Origin of the sequence: Pseudidiomarina tainanensis (genome assembly GCF_900115255.1) — a bacterium.
GTDB lineage: Bacteria > Pseudomonadota > Gammaproteobacteria > Enterobacterales > Alteromonadaceae > Pseudidiomarina > Pseudidiomarina tainanensis.
Genome location: NZ_FOYU01000001.1, coordinates 1,184,482 through 1,201,861 on the forward strand (window position 1 = coordinate 1,184,482; position 17,380 = coordinate 1,201,861).

The following is a 17,380-nucleotide window of genomic DNA, read 5'->3' on the forward strand; positions in this document are numbered from 1 at the left end:
TTAGATTTTTCCAATTTGGTTGTAGTTACTTTCTATCCATGCTTGGAGGGCTTCGTCGGTCATCCACTCGGTGTTATTGTCACTTGAGTATATAAAACCATCGGCCACCTTTTTCCCGTCTTTTATGCGTTCAGGACTTGCGCCCCAGTCATTAATATTCGGCAAAATTTTAAAGTGTTCCGGATATTCGTAGGTAAACGGCGAGTCTTCTGCACCAATCATCTGTTCATGAAGCTTCTCACCCGGTCTGATACCCACAATTTCCTGCTTCGCTTCTGGTGCCACTACACGAGCAAGATCGGTAACTTTCATTGATGGAATTTTCTTAACGTAAATCTCGCCACCTACCATGTCTTCGAATGCATGCCAGACAAGTTCGACTCCCTCTTCTAAGGAAATCATGAAGCGTGTCATACGTTCATCAGTAATTGGAAGTACACCCTTTTCTTTAATCGACATAAAGAACGGAATAACACTGCCGCGTGAACCCATAACGTTTCCGTAACGAACTACTGAAAACTTCGTTGTATGCCCGCCTGAGTATGAGTTGCCTGCAACAAAAAGCTTGTCTGATGCCAGTTTGGTAGCGCCATATAGGTTAATTGGGCTACTTGCTTTATCTGTAGATAAAGCAACCACCCCCTTTACGCCTTTATCAATTGCCGCGTCAATGACGTTCATGGCACCATGAATATTCGTCTTGACGCACTCAAATGGGTTGTATTCTGCGGTAGGAACAATTTTCGTGGCTGCTGCGTGAACAACATAATCAACACCGTCTAGAGCTCGGTAAAGTCGGTCTTTATCACGAACATCGCCGATGAAGAACCTTAGTCGGTCATCTCCTTGAAAAAGTTTCGCCATTTCCCATTGCTTCATTTCATCACGAGAAAACACAATAATTTTCTTAGGATTATATTTTTCGAGGGTCATCGGGATGAACTTGTGGCCAAATGAACCAGTTCCGCCTGTCACAAGTATTGTTGAATTTTCAAACATTTATATTCCTTTAATTCCTAAAATCAAACCAAGGCATTGGGTGCTTCAGCTGAGCGACAACCCATGTAAATAAGAATCGGACACCCATGGCAATACAAAATGCGAGTGCAGCTCCTTGCAAGCCCCATATCTTAACAAAATTTAAAAGTAAAATAACATTAAAAAGCCCAGATAAAATCGTTACTGTCGACAAGAGGCCCGTTTGTTTCGAGTAAAAAATATAGTTGGTCACCATTAAATACATGCCGACAAACACATTGCCTAATACGAGTAAGCCTATTATTTCGCCTGAGCGAGCAAATTTTTCGCCTGTTAAAAAAATTAATAATGGAGGTCCAGCAACGAACGATAAAGCGGCACCGAATAGAATTACTGCGAACCACTTGTAAGTTGTTCTCACAATAAACTTATTTTGCTGCAAATTATCTTGCTTTAACCTCTCGAACAACCATGGAACAAACGCTTGATTAATTGCTGTAAAAATAAGCATTAATGCTCCGGCGGCTTGAGCAGCAACGGAATATATCCCGGTTTCTTCAAGTCCAAGTTCAGTTGTAATAACGAAACGGTCAATTGAAGAAAGCAAATAAATGCCGGCTATATGAGGAATTAACGGAATACCAAAATTGAGCACTTCAGAAAAATATTCTCGCTTAACATGCTTCAAATTAATTAAACTATCTTTTAGCAGCAGCGCAACGGCTATCAAGCCAAACAGAATGATAACCGCAACTTGAGCCCCAATTCTTCCGAAAGCTCCATACGCAAATACCACAACCAGTATAAGAGACAAACTTCCGTTTGCTAGGCTCTGAGTTATTTGAAATGCGCCATAGTTCGATGCTTTCTTGCGAATTTGCCACTGCCCGAGACGTATATTAATAGCCATAGTTCCAGCAGAGACAATTAATGAATAGAATATATATGGCTCAGGTATGCTCAACCAATGCGCTAGATAATTAGAGAAAAAAGCAAGAATGAATAGGGTTACTACGAATGAACCGAAAAGTACAATAAAGCAAGTAGCAATGAACCCAGCCATTTGTTCTTTGGATTGATCATTATCGTAAAATTTTCGGTTTGCCGCACCGGCAACACTAAGACCCACAATTGACGAAAAAAAACCGACTAAAACTTGAAACATTGCGACTTCACCGTACTCTCCTGGAGATAGGTAACGCGTCATAATCGGTAATAGAATAAATGGAATTGCTGCGACAATAATATTAGATAACATGTAAATTGCAGCGCCAGCTGCAAATGAACCTTTTAAACGATTACTTAAATTCATCGCCGTACACGTCTAACTAAATCGTCAGTTGATGCGTCAAATTCTGTCGCAGAATTGCCATCTAGAACTTGCAGAACTTCTTTCGCAAGCTTCTTACCTTTCTCCACACCCGGCTGATCAAAGCTATTCAAATTCCAAATCACGCCTTGCGTAAAAACCTTATGCTCATAAGCAGCAATTAACGCCCCAAAGCTTTGCGGCGTCAGTTCGTCTACGAATAACAAGTTTGATGGGTGATTACCAATATAATGGTTACGCGCTTCACCGTTTTCAGCCCCGAACCACATGAGGCGTCGGTGCGCTAAGCAATTCGCCACAGCAAGGCGCTGCTGTTCTGCTAGACCTTCTTGAACAGCCGGTTCAAAGTCAGGCGCGGCACGTTTTAATACTGCCACGAAGTCAGCGCAGAACTTGTCATAGCCTTGGTGTAAGTGTTGGAAGAACGCATGTTGACCATTGGGTCCAAAACCACCCCAAATAATTGGCCCGGTTGGGTAATCAATAGCATTGCCTTCAAAATCAACCTGCTTGCCGTTACTTTCCATATCGAGCTGTTGCAGGTAGCTCGGTAAGTAACGTAAGCGGCCATCGTATGGCAAAACAGCAAGGTTATTAATCTCGCGTACTTCACGGTTATAAACGCCCAACAGCGCCATTTGCAGTGGAATGTTTTGCTCGAGCGGTTCGTTGGCAAAATGATCGTCCATGGCTTTTGCGCCTTCAAGCATACGTCCAAACTGGTTCGACCCAACGGTTAGCGCAATCGGCAAACCAATCGCTGACCACAGCGAGAAACGGCCACCAACTGATTCTGCAAAACTTAGTTGTTGTGCTGGCGGAATACCAAAGTCGGTCATGGCTTGGTTGTTTGCTGAAACACCAATGACATGTCGGCTAAGCCACTGCTCTTGGTTGAGCGTTGGCTCAATCCATTTCCGAACGGTATCTACGTTCGCTAAGGTATCAATGGTACCGAAGCTTTTCGATGCAATAATGAATAACGTGGTTTCTGGGTCAACAATCGGTAGCACCGCATACAGCTGACCGCCGTCCATTGAGCTGACAAAGTGGACACTCAAGTGGTGAAGGCTGTTGTCGTCAGCGAACTCTTTCAGGGCAAAGCTACCCATCATAGGGCCTAAGTCAGAACCACCTACGCCAATGTTCACTACATCTTTAATGGGTTTACCTGTAGCGCCGAGCCATTTGCCTGCGCGCAGTTCACGTACTATGGTGCAGAACCGATTTTTACCGTTACCTGCAGTGACAACGTTATGGATTGAACGATTCAAACAGTGACTGACATGTCTATCTTCGGTTGCGTTATAAAACTCGCCACGCAGTAATTGCGTACGCAACTTGTCGAAGTTTTCCGGTAAACGCTTTGCAGCAAAGTCACGCAAGGCGTCGATATCGACGCCTTGGTAAGTGGTATCCAAGTTTAGAAAATCACTTTCTATAATCATTGTTCATCCATGTCTACTAGATAGCAGTTAGTGCAGCCAATGCGACGCCAATCTGATACAGAATCTGGGTTGCATCACGCCATAGTTCCATGTTGTTGGTGTACTCGGTATCGAGTGGCACCACAATGGTATCACCAGGCTCAAGACGGTTGTCTGATGCCAAGCTGAACCATCCGCCGAGCTCCACCATTTCAACGGAACCGTTTGCTTTCACGATAAAGATACGTTCTTCGTCGGCTTTCTTACGCGTACCGCCGGCACGACGTAGATAGTCTTCAACATTCAAGCTTCCGTCATACAAGAACGAGCTTGCCAGCTGAACTTCACCAATCACATTGATTGTGTTGCGCTGTGCAGGAATAACCAAGCGGTCACCGTCTTTCAACTGAATATCGGCATTCATACTGCCGCTCATCACGTAAGGCAGATCAATGACCAAGCGGCCTACTGGCTCCACTTCCATCAGATCTTGTAATAACTGACGCGTTTGCGAGTAACTCATACTGCTTTGGTTGTTACCCGTAATACTGTTAGTTGCAACTTCGTGCTGCAGTTCACGAGCTAATGTTTGCATACGCTGACGCTCAAGCTCTTTCAATTCTTCACGCGTAAAAATAGCACCTCGAGGGAACGCATATTGCGTAAGTCCGCCCGCACGTTCAATCAATGCGGTTAGCGTTTCGCCACGGCGAATGGTGTATTTACCAGGGAATCGAACCTCACCTTCAAGGGTAACTTCTAAGGTATTTTGCCAATCTGGAATCGCGAAGATATTTAAACTATCGCGACCTTTTACTGGCACGTTTTGCTTACCCATTAAGGCATCAAACAAATTAAAGCTTAAGTAATCCGTGACCGTTTCGCCGCCTTTTACTTGTGTACGCGTGATTTCAGCCCGAGCCAAATAAGCTGATTCTTTCAAGCCACCAGCCGCTGCGACAAGATCTGACGCATCCGCATTTTCAACTAACGGGTAGACGCCAGGATACTTCACTTCACCAGCCACATACACTAACGGCAGGTTACCGCTTTCGCTGAACTGATGGCGCAGTTTAGTGAGAATTGGCTCAAGCAGATTATTACGCGAATATTCAGCGTACTCCTGAATTTTCATCGCATTCATTTCATCGTCTAACGTGCGCTGGGTAAACAAACCTTGCAGCTCTTGCTGTGCTTCAGATTCACCCGTTTCAGCATCTTCATCAGCGAAGTCGCGTTGCTGTTGAATTACTAAGCCACGCAGATAATTCTGACGATAATCTTTCAGCAACTGCTCACGTTCTTTGCGTTGCTTCTCGGTTTCGCTCACAATCCAGTCTGTTAACTGCAGCTCTTGCAGTTTTTTATCTTCGTAGCGCGAAAAAATAACCAATTGGTCATGCGCTTTTAGTTGTTTGTTATGTTCAGCGTCACCCTCAACCGCAGCCGCCACATCAAATTGGTGCAACTCGATATTGCCGCGGTTATCACGTTCACGCACAATCAGGCCGTAGCCTAAATCAGCGTAGCTCAGCAAACTGGTTTTAACGTCAGTGATAACGTCTGACACTCTCATGCCAGCATTGAATTCATAGTAGCCAGGACGTGCAACCGCACCGACTAACATGATTGAATCGACAATTTCATTGGATACTTGTGGCACTTCAACAATGTCACCATTGCCTACGCTCAGCGATTTTGCGTTGGCAAGATCAACGGTGCTGACTAAACGACGTCCATCGCGTACTCGCTCGATGCGCGTCGCTTTCTTATATGCGGTTGGTAACACTCCACCGGCAAGCTCAAGCACTTCGGCTAAGCTATCTTCATCTTTTAATTCATAAATTGCAGGGCGAACCACTTCACCCTGAACAGTCACCATGTCGCCGCGCGATGGAATGAATACCATATCGCCGGATTGTAATAAGCGGTCGTTACCCATGTTGCCATGAATGAGAAAATCGTAGAGGTCGAGCGTTGCAATGGTCTCCCCATCGCGTTTCAGCTGTACATTACGCAACGAAGCGATATCTGAAACACCACCACTGACAAACAAGGCTTGAGTAATGGTGGTGAGTGAACTTACCGTATATGCACCTGGTTTGTGTGCTTCACCCATCACAAAAATTTGAATAGAGCGCAGTTCGCCCATGCTTACCGCGGCTTGCATACCAATAAGGCGCTGTGATACTTCTTGTTGAACCAGTTCGCGCATTTTGTCGAACGTTAAACCTGCGACCTGAATAGGGCCGAGATCAGGCACAGTGATTAGGCCTTGGCGGTCGACTTTTAACTGATGTGATTTAGATTCTTTGCCATATAGCTGTACCGAAATGGTATCGCCTACACCAATAATGTAGTTGCTTGGAACAGGTGCACCCGTTACTTGCGCAAACGTACTTGGCTCACCGGCAAATAGTTTATAACCGAATGGCTTCGGTACGCCTTCTTCTTCGGCAAACTGACTACGAATATCTTCAGGAATAATCGGGGCGCCATTTACATCGAACGTGGTACCACGCGGAAACACAGTTTGCGGATCTTCGTTCGTGCGACTGCCCGTGGTACTACCTTGTGAATCGAGTAACGACAGATCAAAACCATATTGACGCGCCAGCATTTCCTGCTGAGCGCGAGGCAATTGCTTGAATTGCTCGAGCTGCTGCGGGGTAACGCCGGCAACCTGTGCCTGCGCAGAATAAGAAAATGCAAAAAGGCCTGTCCATAGCATGACCATGGCTAGGCCAGTAATTGAGAGAATGCGGCGCACTACCGTCTCCTTCCTATATGTTTGTACTGCGATTATTTTTCTAGTTGAGCTTCGCTTAATGCGCGGGCTTTGCGTTTTAACATCTTAAACTGACGACAATATACCGCATATGCGCCTAAGAACAAGAGTAATGACGCCCATTCTGGGGTCTGAAGCTGATTCAATACAACGCCAATTGCCGCCAATACAATCGCTTGACCGCATAGAATGACTAAGGTTTGACGTGGACAATATCCGGCACGCATGTAGAAGTGATGAATGTGGTCACGGTCTGGCGTTGTTGGGTTGACGCCATTTTTCGCGCGACGCACCATGATGGTTACCATGTCCATGATTGGAACGGCCACTAACCACAATGAGGTCACGGGACTGATAACTGCTGTTTCAGCACTTGTGAATTGCGATTGCGTAGCTAGAGTAAGTAACCAAACAACGGCCAAACCGACGAACATAGAGCCAGCGTCGCCCATAAATACTTTACGGTAGCGTTTAGAAATCGAAAGGTTGCAGAATAAAAATGGTACTAACGCAAATCCTGCTAATGTCGCGATAAGTTGCAACTCGGCGTGACCATTTAAGAAAGCTAGAGAACCAATTCCAAAGAATGAGATTATGCCCATTGAGCCAAGCAGACCGTCAATGCCGTCAATCATGTTGTAGGCATTCATTGCTGCTAACACGGCAAGATAGGTGAAAACGATACCGGCCATGCCCATATTAACTGGTCCGTAACCGAACAAGTTACCTAAGTTTGAAATATATAAATCGCCACCGAAGATAATAACGCTGGCGGCAATAATTTGACCAATTAGGCGAAGGCGCACACTTAAATCGTATTTATCGTCTAGCATTCCGATAAATACCATCATGGCCGCACTTACCAAAAATAAGCGGCTGTGCAGGGCTAGTTCTGCAGAAAATAGCATCGCGACCGCAAGCCCACCAAACACGGCAATACCGCCAATAAGCGGTACTGAGCCGGTGTGCTGCTTGCGATTGCATGGTTTGTCCAATAAATCGATCAATACGGCTACAGGATGCATAAGCCGCAACATTAGAGCCGTTGCTGCTAACACGATCAGAATCGGTAAAACGGACATATTTTAAGCCATCTCCAGCGCACAATCTTTTTTTAACATTTTAACCAGCTGATGATCTTACCGCATGGTACGCTTTCATGCAAAGTTGTAATAATTATAGATAAAATCTCAGCAGATTTGAATCGAGACGTATTGTATATCAATTTCTGTACTTGAGTAGCCCATTTACACAGTAAGTTACAAAATAGTAACACGAGCGCAAGAGGGGTAATTTCTCGACCTGTCGGTAGACGTACCATTGATATCTTGCTGCTTTGAATTTGTTCTGCGATAGAGAGCCGCCACCAATACTATATTGCGCAAGCACCTCTTGAATACCATGGCACTCGCCACCCTTTCTAAGGAGTTCTAACCAAAGCCCATAATCTTGCCGACGTTTAATTAAAGGCATCATGACTTTGCCAAATACTTGGGTGTCGTACATTGCCGTCAAGCAGCCGACTGAGCAGGTTCTGAGCAAATCGTAATAACTTGCACGTTTTGGCGGCATAAATTCTGCGATTTTAGTGCCATCAACATTCACCACATCGTATCCGGAGCATACGAAAGCGACGTTGTTGTTTTCCATATATCCAAGCTGCGTCTCAAGCTTTTTCGGCAACCAGCGGTCATCGCTATCTAAAAATGCAATATAGCGACCTTTCGCTTGCTCGATGGCGAAGTTTCTTGCGGCTGCAGCACCTTGATTAGTTTTTAGTTGATGTACTTTTATACGCTCGTCTTGTTGAGATAAATCCAGCGCTAACTGATAGGTTCCATCTTTCGAGCAATCATCAACAATAATCATTTCCCAATCTGAGTAACTCTGAGCTTGCACACTGGCAACAGTTTTAGCTATTGATTTGCTTGCATTGAATGCTGGAGTAACAATTGAAACTAACGCCATAAAATATTTCTCGTGAACCTTAATAAGCTTCGATTTTTGATAACTATCGGCAATTTCTTTACCCAAAATAATAAGCGGTATATGTAGTGCGACTTAGGAAAGCAGCGCACGAACATTTCTCGCTTAGCAATTGTTTTATTCGGCGTACTAAAGAAATCATGACCAGACACTTCATCAGGGTGATATGCGAGAGTGATAGGATAATATTTTACTCGCAGTCCTGCTTTCAGTGCATCGTTGATAAAAATATACTCTTCACCACTTGGCAGTTCAGTACCCAGCCCAAATCGCTCATCAAAGAAAACGTCGTGTTCTCTAATCGCCTTCACGTCTAAAACCATATCAACGGAAGAAACACTTGCCGCGGAAATTTTGTTTAGTATGAACGACTCAGACTTGTAGCTTTTAGCCATTTGACCAGAAAAAAACTGATGTCGGCCCGAGGCAACTTGGATGCTCTCTTTGGACATTCTCTCGACCATTTCAAATATACCTGAGTAGTTGAATTGAATGTCATCATCAGCAATCAATGCATACTTATTTCGACTAGCTTTAATCGCACGGTTTCTGCTTTTAGATAGCCCTTTTTCTATTACCTTCAGGTAGCTTATATCTTCACGCTGCTCTAATAGTTGACTTGCTTCGAGAGCGTTATGAGAGAGTACAAAATCGGGAAAAACTTGGTGCACAATAACATAGTGCACGTTGTCTAGTGGTCTCAAGTCAGCTAAAGCAATAATACGATCATTACTCGTAGAAATTAAAATGTCTATCATACTAGTCACGTTTTAAATCGCTCTCTTGGTTCACCCAGACGACTCTTGTTAGCATTGCCGAAACGAGCGGTATCAAGACGAAAAGCAATGGGAATCGGTGTCGAACTGCCCCGCCGATATAAAATTCCCAGAGCGAGAATAATACTAAACCTGCCAATACCATCATGACGATGCCGCGAGCCTGTTTAAACATGACTATTGCCGCCAGATATATAGGTAAACAATACAATAAATCAAGCACTAAAGCCTTCATCTGTAAGGGAGGATTACTGTGAAGAACTGGCAGCGGTGCTAATATGAACTGCAAAAATAATAACGGTAGTGATAGTGCCATTTCCAAAAAACTTGTCCATGCGAAATCACCGCCATACACCATTCCCGACTCACCATATCGTTCAAAAGCCGCAGCACGAACACCTGCGAAAAACTCAGGTGTAATTGGGTACCCGGTTAACGCGCCAAATAAAGCGATAGCAATGCCGCCAGCAATTGGAAGAGCAAGAATTATTGCTAGCCATCTTACAGGAGTTGGCTTATTGAAAAAGAATCTATAAACAACAAAGAAGATCGGAAAAACCAGGATCAGTTGAGGTCGTACACATACAGATAGGACGACTCCGACGAAGATGAGCCACCAACCTTTACCATTAATACTTTTTGCGAGCCCGAGCATAAAAATCGATATAGCGAAGATGAGTAAAAACTCTCGCAACGGTATGGTTATAAATAGCAATGCAGATGGGTAAACAACGACTAACCAAATAAATCCACTAAACCTTCCTGTGACGATTTCCTTCTCTTTGCAGTAGAGTTGCCATGCTCGCCAAAGTATCAGTGCCGCACACAGATACAGGGTTCCCTGCAGTACTAAAAATGCGAAGACCCCATTCCAAGCTAATATTCTCAATGGCGCCGAGACATATTGATATAAGACGACGCCCAATGAGGGATGCGTTGCACCATCTAGTTTTATAATCTCAACGAATAAGGCTGTATCTGGGAAAGTTGGTAATAGTGAAATAAAAGGAGAAATCAGTATAAAACCCAAGAAAAAAAGGTAAGCAAGCCCGAAATGAATAACACTCTCCTGATCATAACGATTATGTTTCGTCATATAACCAAGCAACAGCGCTAAGGAAACCGCCCCCCAAAACAGACCGATTAATAAATCGTGTGAAGTAAAGTAGGCAGCGGCTTTAGGAAACTCTGTGGTTACTAAGTCAGCGCGCATAAACCCACTTCACCAGATTCTTAGAGGATTGAAATAGACTTTTTACAAAAATTCGTAGTGGTACTTCGGTTAAATTCTTGAAGTACAATTTTAATGCCGTGGCAAACTTTCCATCCAGAACAGCTATAGGCGCAGCAACTTTGATCAAATAAAGAGCTTTCTCTTTTACCGTAAGGTAATTTTTCATTTGCTCTAACCAATAAAAGCAGTAACTTGTCGATGCTCCTTTGGTAATCGTGGTTGTCTTACGCTTTTCTGGTTTGTGCCAAACTGCTAAAGGTTTCGGAATATAAACAAAGTCAGTTCCTAATGCAGCTGCACGAAGCACGAAGTCGTAATCTTGATGACGCCTAAAGTCAGGGTTGAATTCGATTTTATGAAATACCTCTCGTGGCATAACAAGGGTGCTAGTTTGCATTAACCCACTGTTTCCAAAAAGATATTCACCCACCGTAATATGCTGCGGCTTGCCAATTAATGGTCTCAATTCAAAGTTGCTGTTACCGCGAGCCTTAAATTTCAACTGGGTATAGATGATAAAATTTTCATTTGACCGCTGCGCAATTTCGTCACGACACACTTGCAGCTTTTCCGGTTCGAATAAGTCATCCGCATCTAAAAATGCAATATATTTACCGTGACTTAACTCAACACCGAGGTTTCGCGCTCCCGCCCCGTTTATATTCTTTGCCGTTCGAACTAACGTTAACGAAAGCTTATCTCGAAAGTTTTCAACAACCGATTGCAATTGCGCACTATCAGACGAGCAATCATCGATGATCACCACCTCGAAATCTTTCTCGGTTTGCTTGACCAAACTGTCTAATGTTTCGGAAAAATATTTAGCGGCGTTATGGCAAGGAATCACAACCGAAAATAACGGCTGTGATTCAATATTTGATGAAGATAAAACTAGTGTGTATTGCATCGTCGTGTTTACTTTAAGTAATTACGAATCAACACAAACATCACACTCAAAATGCCACCGAAAAAGGTAATAATAATGCATATCAACGGGCGCGACGGACCAGACTTACCGAGCGGAACAACTGCTGGATCAACAATCTGAAAAATATACTCAGGGCGCGCATTAGCTAACATAATAGTTTGCGTTTGCTTTTCGATAAGTTGATAAAACACCTGCTGCATATTTGCATAAACTGTTTTTTCCAATTCACTATTCAAGAAATCTAAACTGCGCTCTGCTTCTTGAATATCTCGAATGCGCATGACGCTATTAATATCATTTATTAAGTTAGTAAGAATTTCGTGAGCTACAACTGGTGATGGATGTGTCACTGAAATCGTCACAACACCTGCCTGCCCCGGTAAAACCTCAATCATTTCTTTAAGAATTGGAATATATTCCCACGGGTTAGGTTTTGGCTCCCATGGCGCTTCTACTTCGCGCAGCCACTTTTGAGTATTTTCATCATAGATTTCAGAATCGAGAGAACCTTCTTGTGCCCTATGGTTCCACTCGCCGTAAGCCATGATGTAAGGAAGTAAACTATGTTGTTCAACAAAGTTTGTTAGAAACTCACGCGACATCATAACTTCTAACGCTAGCGCTTGTTTGTCAGTTTCTTGAAACTGAGTAGACAACCCAGCCAAAGATGCTAAGCCTTGCAACTGCCCTGTCATGCCAGATAAACCGCCGCCTCGCGCTTCTTCTGTCGCGACAACTTTCGTTTCAGCAGTATAGACATTTTGCAAGCTCATTGCATACATAACCGAAATCACAGCAAAGGCGAAGGTTATACCGATAATCCACAGTTTGTCTTTCCAAAGCGTCATAAAAATGTCGCGCAGATTTATTTGATCATTTTCGGCTGTCATCTTGTTGTCCATTTCGGTTTTTTTAGTTAGTCACTACCAAACAAATCACGCGTATACACTTTATCGGCAACGTCGTTCAGCACGTCTTGACGGCGATTACTCACAATCACATCGCTCATCTGCTTGAACTCGTTTAAATCACGAATCACACGCGAATTAAAAAATGTTTCTTCTTTCAGCACTGGCTCGTACACGACCACTTCAATGCCTTTGGCTTTCAAGCGCTTCATGACACCCTGCACCGCCGAAGCACGGAAGTTATCTGAACCTTGCTTCATTACCAAGCGGTATACACCAACTACTTTCGGGTTGCGACGCAGAATATCTTCGGCAATAAAGTCTTTACGCGTACGGTTGGCATCAACAACCGCCCGAATCATATTCTGCGGCACTTCATCGTAGTTTGCCAGTAACTGCTTGGTGTCTTTCGGTAAGCAGTAACCACCGTAGCCAAAACTCGGGTTATTGTAATGGTTGCCAATACGCGGATCTAAGCATACGCCTTCTATCACTTGGCGGCTATCTAAGCCATGTACCGCTGAATAGGTGTCTAGCTCGTTAAAGTATGCCACGCGCATGGCTAAAAAGGTGTTGGCGAATAGTTTAATCGCTTCGGCTTCAGTGGCATCGGTGAATAATACTGGTACGTCTTGCTTGATGGCACCTTGCTTCAGCATTGTTGCGAATGCCTCAGCGCGTGGTGAGCGCTCACCGACAATAATCCGTGACGGATACAAGTTATCGTGCAGAGCTTTCCCTTCACGCAAAAACTCTGGCGAAAAAATGATGTTGTCGGTTTTGAATCTCGCTTTTAACTCGTTGGTATAGCCCACCGGAATGGTCGATTTAATCACCATCACGGCTTGTGGATTATGCTTTAAAACCGTTTCAATCACCGCCTCGACTGAACGCGTGTTGAAGTAATTCGTTTGTGCGTCGTAGTCTGTCGGCGTTGCGATAATCACCCATTCTGCTTGCGCATAGACGCTTGGGTCGGTGGTTGCTGTTAAATTCAGCTCTTTCTCGGCTAAAAACGCACTGATTTCTTTATCTTCAATTGGGCTTTTGCCCGCGTTAATCAGATCAACTTTTTCTTGCACAATATCGAGCGCATGCACTTGGTTGTGCTGCGCCAATAACACGGCATTAGAAAGGCCGACGTATCCGGTGCCAGCTACCACTACTTTTGCCATTTAAATTCCCTCTTAGTCAACGTAGTAAGGACTACGCTTGTCGGTTGCACCGTATAAGTTAAACTCACGACCCAATTTTTGTCCGCCGTCACGCGTTAGCGGGCTCCAGCTAATGGCGCCACGACCTGGGCTGTAACGTAACTGCAGTATGTCAAACGGAATGCTGATATAGAAGCCCTTGGTGAAACTACCCTCGCCGTATTCTTCGGCGGAAACGTTGGTTTTCGCAGCATATGCGCCAACAATAATGCCGCTCTCGAATTTATGGTCAACCGATACTTGCACACCGCGGTCGCCAGCCAAGAACTGCCCAGCCGCAACGGTAATTAAGGTGTTCGGCATAAAGCTTGGGCGCCAATAGCCAGTTAAGTGGCCAGTAATAACGTCATAATCGCGGAAGCCAAAATGGTTTTCCCAATCGCGCTGCTTGGCGTAGTTCACGTCTAATCCGACCGCCCAGTTGCTATCAAGCTCACGATATAATACTTCACCACCAAAGCCACCAAACATTTGCTCTTGGTAACCCACATAACCCGCAGCAAACCAGCTATCAGCAATTTGGAATCGGTGCACAAGTTGCAAGTTACGCAAGAATACGTCACTGCTTGTCACGTACTCACGCACATAGGTACGAACGCGCGGTAAGGCGCCAGTTTCGTTACCCGTGGTGTAGTTGAACTTGTCGTAACTGTCAGCCAGGCGCAAGCTGGCGGTACTGAAAATATAGGTATTCGGACTCAGCGAATAAAATACCCGTGCATCAACACCCAGTTGGTACATATAAAATGATTCAGGGCCACCAAAGCTTTGGTCTAAGAATGGCTTAACACTCACCGTCGGCAACTTGGCGAATTGGAATTCTTGTTCGTATATTTTTTCACCCGGCTCATCAGTCACTTCGCTGCGGCTGTACGACTGTTGTGTGGTGGCATTAATGGTTCTGCGCGCAATCGCATCTTTGAAAATTTCAGCGTCAATATTGTTCTGCGCGAGGTTCATGTCGCCCGACTGGTCCACAAACTGATAGGTTTTAATGGAATCAGGGACTTCAGTTGCTAGCACGCGCCCCATTTTTTCTAGACCCAGCTCACTGTCGCGGTATCGATATTGCGTGCCATATAACGTCAACGTTTCTTCGTCATCACTCAGTGCAATGTCACTCACCCAGGTGCTGGCCTCAGCGTTCAGCGCATTGCGAATTGTGGCAATTTCTTCCGGTTGTTTTAATTGCTCAACCGTTTGCAGTCGCGCCGGTGCAGGTGGACGCTTCGGTGAGTAGTCGAGTTTTGGCTGCGTTGCATTGGCTAAATTGGTACGGATGGTAAACCCAAACATGAACGTATTGCCGCGCTCGTAGCTGGCCTTAATGCTCATGTTGTTACCGAGATCGTATTCTAGGCCGTAGTTCCAACGAGAATCTTGCGGCATGACGACCGTCGATGGCTCGTTTATGTAATTGTTACTGTCATATTCCACTTTAACGCTTAGCGGATCCCACGGTGTTTGGTATTCAAGGCCGGCGAACCAAGCACTGTTGCCTCGGAACCACTTATCGACTTCAAAGCTACCACCACGACCGCCAAATCCGTCGGTACGGCTACAAAACTCGTCAGCGAGCTCACAGAATGGGTTGTCTACGTTGTTGTTTTTACCAAGGTAGCCCCAACCCATGCCAGCCGAGAAATCAAAGTTACCGAAACGTTTACTGGCAGCGATATATTCGCCCGCAAATAAACCGGTACCAGCAAGATCACGAATACCGACACTGGTTTCCGGAATCCAGCGACTTTCTTCGGTTAAGCGGAATTTAAAGTCAACGCCGCGGTCTTTGTAGGTTTGATCGCCGGAGAATTCTTCGAATTGGCTATAGCGTCGCGTGCGAATGTCGTTATACCGTATGGTTGCCTCTAACCATGGGAATAGCTGCAAGTTTAATGCCCAGCGGCGATACTCTTCTTGGTCGTAATACGTGAAGCTGAACTCGCCTTGCTCGGCATGGCGGCCGCTTGGCATTTGTAAAAGGCCGATGCTACCGAAATCACTCGTGCTTGGTCGCGGCTTTTTGTCTGCTTCACCAAATAGCAGTAGCGGCGGCTGCTGATCTTTCTCGCTTTGGGTGTACTGACCTAACGTAGTGAAATGGCTCGTTTCTTTTAACGTCGGTTGCAATGGGTTCCAGTATTTCGCCAGCTCGGCCATTTGCTCGTTAATGTTTTTAAATTCTTCCGGCAACTTATTCGTATTGAATAACGCGATTATTTTTGCGCCAGCTGAGAACTTTTGGCTGTAGGCGTTATATGGGTCAATCGCGATTTCTTGCACGTCGCTTTGTGCGGTGACTTGTAAGACTTTGTCTTTGTGCGCAATCGCTTCCAAGCGCTTGCTGAAGTTCTCTTGGTAGGTTGTTTCACGCGCAGTGAAATGCGGATGATAGGCCATCGTAAACGGCATCCACACGGCGCCGATGACTTGTAAGTTAGTAGTTTGATGCTCTTTGATAGTTGGCATCAACAATTGGTAACGCGCTGGTTGCTCGGCGGTACCTTGCGGTAACTGCGGATTGGCATTGATGTTTAAACGCGCTTCGTCGTAGTGGCTGGTTAAGCTACTCTTTTTGTTGATATCAACGCCAAGGGTGATGTCCTTTGGGCCTTGCTCAACATGACCACGACCGATTGGCTCGGCTCCTACCAACGGCCAGACGGCAACTTGGCTTGCAATACGATTGGCTAATTGCGCGTAGCTTCTCTCGTCTTCTTGTTGGAAGTAGCGCTCGAGTTGATACAACTGCTGAGTTAACTGCTTTTGCTTTTGAATAATTTCGCTGTGTTTAGTCGCGCTCACTAAACGCACGGCCGGCCAGAAGATTTCTTCGGTTTTAATTTGCGCGTTATCGTACACCTGACTAAGCCGCGGGCTGCCAGCAAATTGGATTTCAGGCTCTTTGCTAGGGCCTTGAATTTTGACGGCGACAGTTGGTTGCTGCTTTTGTTGCGTTTGGGCTTGAGCCGGTGTTGTGATGGCGGCTAACGCGGCAGCAATGGCAGTAAGCTTCAGAGTACGCGTAATCATCCGTTGGTCTTCACTTTTTCTAAGGTGTACGGCTTCACTTCTTCTATTTCAGCGAAGATGCTCGGTGGTGCAATCAGCTGATTCGATTTGACGATACGACCAGTATCGGTATCGATATAAAAGCTATTGGTGATGCTGGGTTGATTCGTCGCTTCGTTGTGCTCTTCGATTTTTATTGCGGTGTGCGTCTTGCCATTTGCTAGCGTAATTTGTTCAGTGGCGCCTACGCTGAATGTCGACGTATAGGTGTAAGCTTGGTCTTCAATATGTTCTGGGGTTGCGCTCGTGACCCAGATATCGCGCTGCCACATGGTTGGGCAGTTGATGAGATCTTGCTTGTTTATGACCGCTAAGCGGAAGCACTTTAGTGGGTCGTTGCTTAAATTGCTGGTATTGGCAATTGCGCCACTCATGTTGTTAGTGGCGATAATGCGGCCATGTTTGGTATGGATGATCTCTTCACCGCCGGTACGCCATTTGAGTACACCATTATCATCGAATGCCAATGCCATAAATGCGCGCGGGCGCTCGGTGACGCGTATGTAGCTACCAGCATATGGGAATTCTTCAATTTCTTGTGCGCTGAGGGTCACATCTTCTGGGGTATTGAAGAGTTCCGTGACGATTTCTTTGTAGTTTTGCAGGCGCACGCTACAGCCGCTCATAAGCGTGCTGATGAGAGCCAAAATGATAATTTGGATATAAAGCGTTTGTTTGGCTTTCATTTTTTGTTCTGTTTTGGTGTTGATTGCTGGGGTTTGGCGTTCTAGTTATGCGG

The 17,380-nt window shown here is 45.1% G+C and carries 13 protein-coding genes; all 13 read right to left on the bottom strand.

The features are described 5' to 3' along the window. On the bottom strand, positions 1–999 hold the full coding sequence (gene pseB / locus BM292_RS05735) for a UDP-N-acetylglucosamine 4,6-dehydratase (inverting) (RefSeq protein WP_092856204.1): 999 nt from the start codon (positions 997–999) through the stop codon (positions 1–3). 10 nt (positions 1,000–1,009) lie between these two features. Then, entirely contained in the window at positions 1,010–2,290 is a 1,281-nt protein-coding gene (locus tag BM292_RS05740; RefSeq protein ID WP_092856206.1) for a lipopolysaccharide biosynthesis protein, read from the bottom strand. Beyond that, a complete protein-coding gene (gene pgi / locus BM292_RS05745; protein WP_092856208.1) occupies positions 2,287–3,756 on the bottom strand; it encodes a glucose-6-phosphate isomerase in 1,470 nt (489 codons plus the stop codon). Before pgi ends, BM292_RS05740 begins: the two co-directional genes overlap by 4 nt. A gap of 16 nt (positions 3,757–3,772) precedes the next feature. Continuing rightward, positions 3,773–6,505 (bottom strand): SLBB domain-containing protein, encoded by a 2,733-nt coding sequence (locus BM292_RS05750; RefSeq protein WP_245751824.1) that lies wholly within the window; start codon positions 6,503–6,505, stop codon positions 3,773–3,775. Between the two features lie 32 nt (positions 6,506–6,537). Next, positions 6,538–7,605, bottom strand: a complete 1,068-nt coding sequence (wecA, locus tag BM292_RS05755) for a UDP-N-acetylglucosamine--undecaprenyl-phosphate N-acetylglucosaminephosphotransferase (RefSeq protein WP_092856210.1) — start codon at positions 7,603–7,605, stop codon at positions 6,538–6,540. Positions 7,606–7,744: 139 nt separating this feature from the next. Further along, entirely contained in the window at positions 7,745–8,557 is an 813-nt protein-coding gene (locus tag BM292_RS05760; RefSeq protein ID WP_245751825.1) for a glycosyltransferase family 2 protein, read from the bottom strand. After that, positions 8,482–9,267, bottom strand: coding sequence for a glycosyltransferase (locus BM292_RS05765; RefSeq protein ID WP_092856214.1), 786 nt, complete (start codon positions 9,265–9,267; stop codon positions 8,482–8,484). Before BM292_RS05765 ends, BM292_RS05760 begins: the two co-directional genes overlap by 76 nt. Before the next feature lies 1 nt (position 9,268). Continuing rightward, positions 9,269–10,498 (bottom strand): hypothetical protein, encoded by a 1,230-nt coding sequence (locus BM292_RS05770; protein WP_092856216.1) that lies wholly within the window; start codon positions 10,496–10,498, stop codon positions 9,269–9,271. Next, on the bottom strand, positions 10,488–11,426 hold the full coding sequence (locus BM292_RS05775) for a glycosyltransferase family 2 protein (protein WP_092856218.1): 939 nt from the start codon (positions 11,424–11,426) through the stop codon (positions 10,488–10,490). The genes BM292_RS05770 and BM292_RS05775 overlap by 11 nt, the downstream gene beginning before the upstream one ends. An 8-nt stretch (positions 11,427–11,434) precedes the next feature. Beyond that, a complete protein-coding gene (locus BM292_RS05780; protein WP_177203787.1) occupies positions 11,435–12,337 on the bottom strand; it encodes a Wzz/FepE/Etk N-terminal domain-containing protein in 903 nt (300 codons plus the stop codon). Between the two features lie 26 nt (positions 12,338–12,363). Next, positions 12,364–13,530, bottom strand: coding sequence for a nucleotide sugar dehydrogenase (locus tag BM292_RS05785; protein ID WP_092856222.1), 1,167 nt, complete (start codon positions 13,528–13,530; stop codon positions 12,364–12,366). 12 nt (positions 13,531–13,542) lie between these two features. After that, the gene (locus tag BM292_RS05790) at positions 13,543–16,602 is read right to left on the bottom strand and encodes a YjbH domain-containing protein (protein WP_092856224.1); all 3,060 of its coding nucleotides are present in this window, start codon (positions 16,600–16,602) and stop codon (positions 13,543–13,545) included. Next, positions 16,599–17,327 (bottom strand): YjbF family lipoprotein, encoded by a 729-nt coding sequence (locus BM292_RS05795; protein WP_092856226.1) that lies wholly within the window; start codon positions 17,325–17,327, stop codon positions 16,599–16,601. Before BM292_RS05795 ends, BM292_RS05790 begins: the two co-directional genes overlap by 4 nt. Positions 17,328–17,380 lie beyond the last annotated feature (53 nt).

Bases quoted from the DNA above. Each gene is read 5' to 3' on its own strand.
- pseB (WP_092856204.1), bottom strand. From the start codon at position 999: ATGTTTGAAAATTCAACAATACTTGTGACAGGCGGAACTGGTTCATTT.
- BM292_RS05740 (WP_092856206.1), bottom strand. From the start codon at position 2,290: ATGAATTTAAGTAATCGTTTAAAAGGTTCATTTGCAGCTGGCGCTGCA.
- pgi (WP_092856208.1), bottom strand. From the start codon at position 3,756: ATGATTATAGAAAGTGATTTTCTAAACTTGGATACCACTTACCAAGGC.
- wecA (WP_092856210.1), bottom strand. From the start codon at position 7,605: ATGTCCGTTTTACCGATTCTGATCGTGTTAGCAGCAACGGCTCTAATG.
- BM292_RS05765 (WP_092856214.1), bottom strand. From the start codon at position 9,267: ATGATAGACATTTTAATTTCTACGAGTAATGATCGTATTATTGCTTTA.
- BM292_RS05770 (WP_092856216.1), bottom strand. From the start codon at position 10,498: ATGCGCGCTGACTTAGTAACCACAGAGTTTCCTAAAGCCGCTGCCTAC.
- BM292_RS05775 (WP_092856218.1), bottom strand. From the start codon at position 11,426: ATGCAATACACACTAGTTTTATCTTCATCAAATATTGAATCACAGCCG.
- BM292_RS05780 (WP_177203787.1), bottom strand. From the start codon at position 12,337: ATGACAGCCGAAAATGATCAAATAAATCTGCGCGACATTTTTATGACG.
- BM292_RS05785 (WP_092856222.1), bottom strand. From the start codon at position 13,530: ATGGCAAAAGTAGTGGTAGCTGGCACCGGATACGTCGGCCTTTCTAAT.
- BM292_RS05790 (WP_092856224.1), bottom strand. From the start codon at position 16,602: ATGATTACGCGTACTCTGAAGCTTACTGCCATTGCTGCCGCGTTAGCC.
- BM292_RS05795 (WP_092856226.1), bottom strand. From the start codon at position 17,327: ATGAAAGCCAAACAAACGCTTTATATCCAAATTATCATTTTGGCTCTC.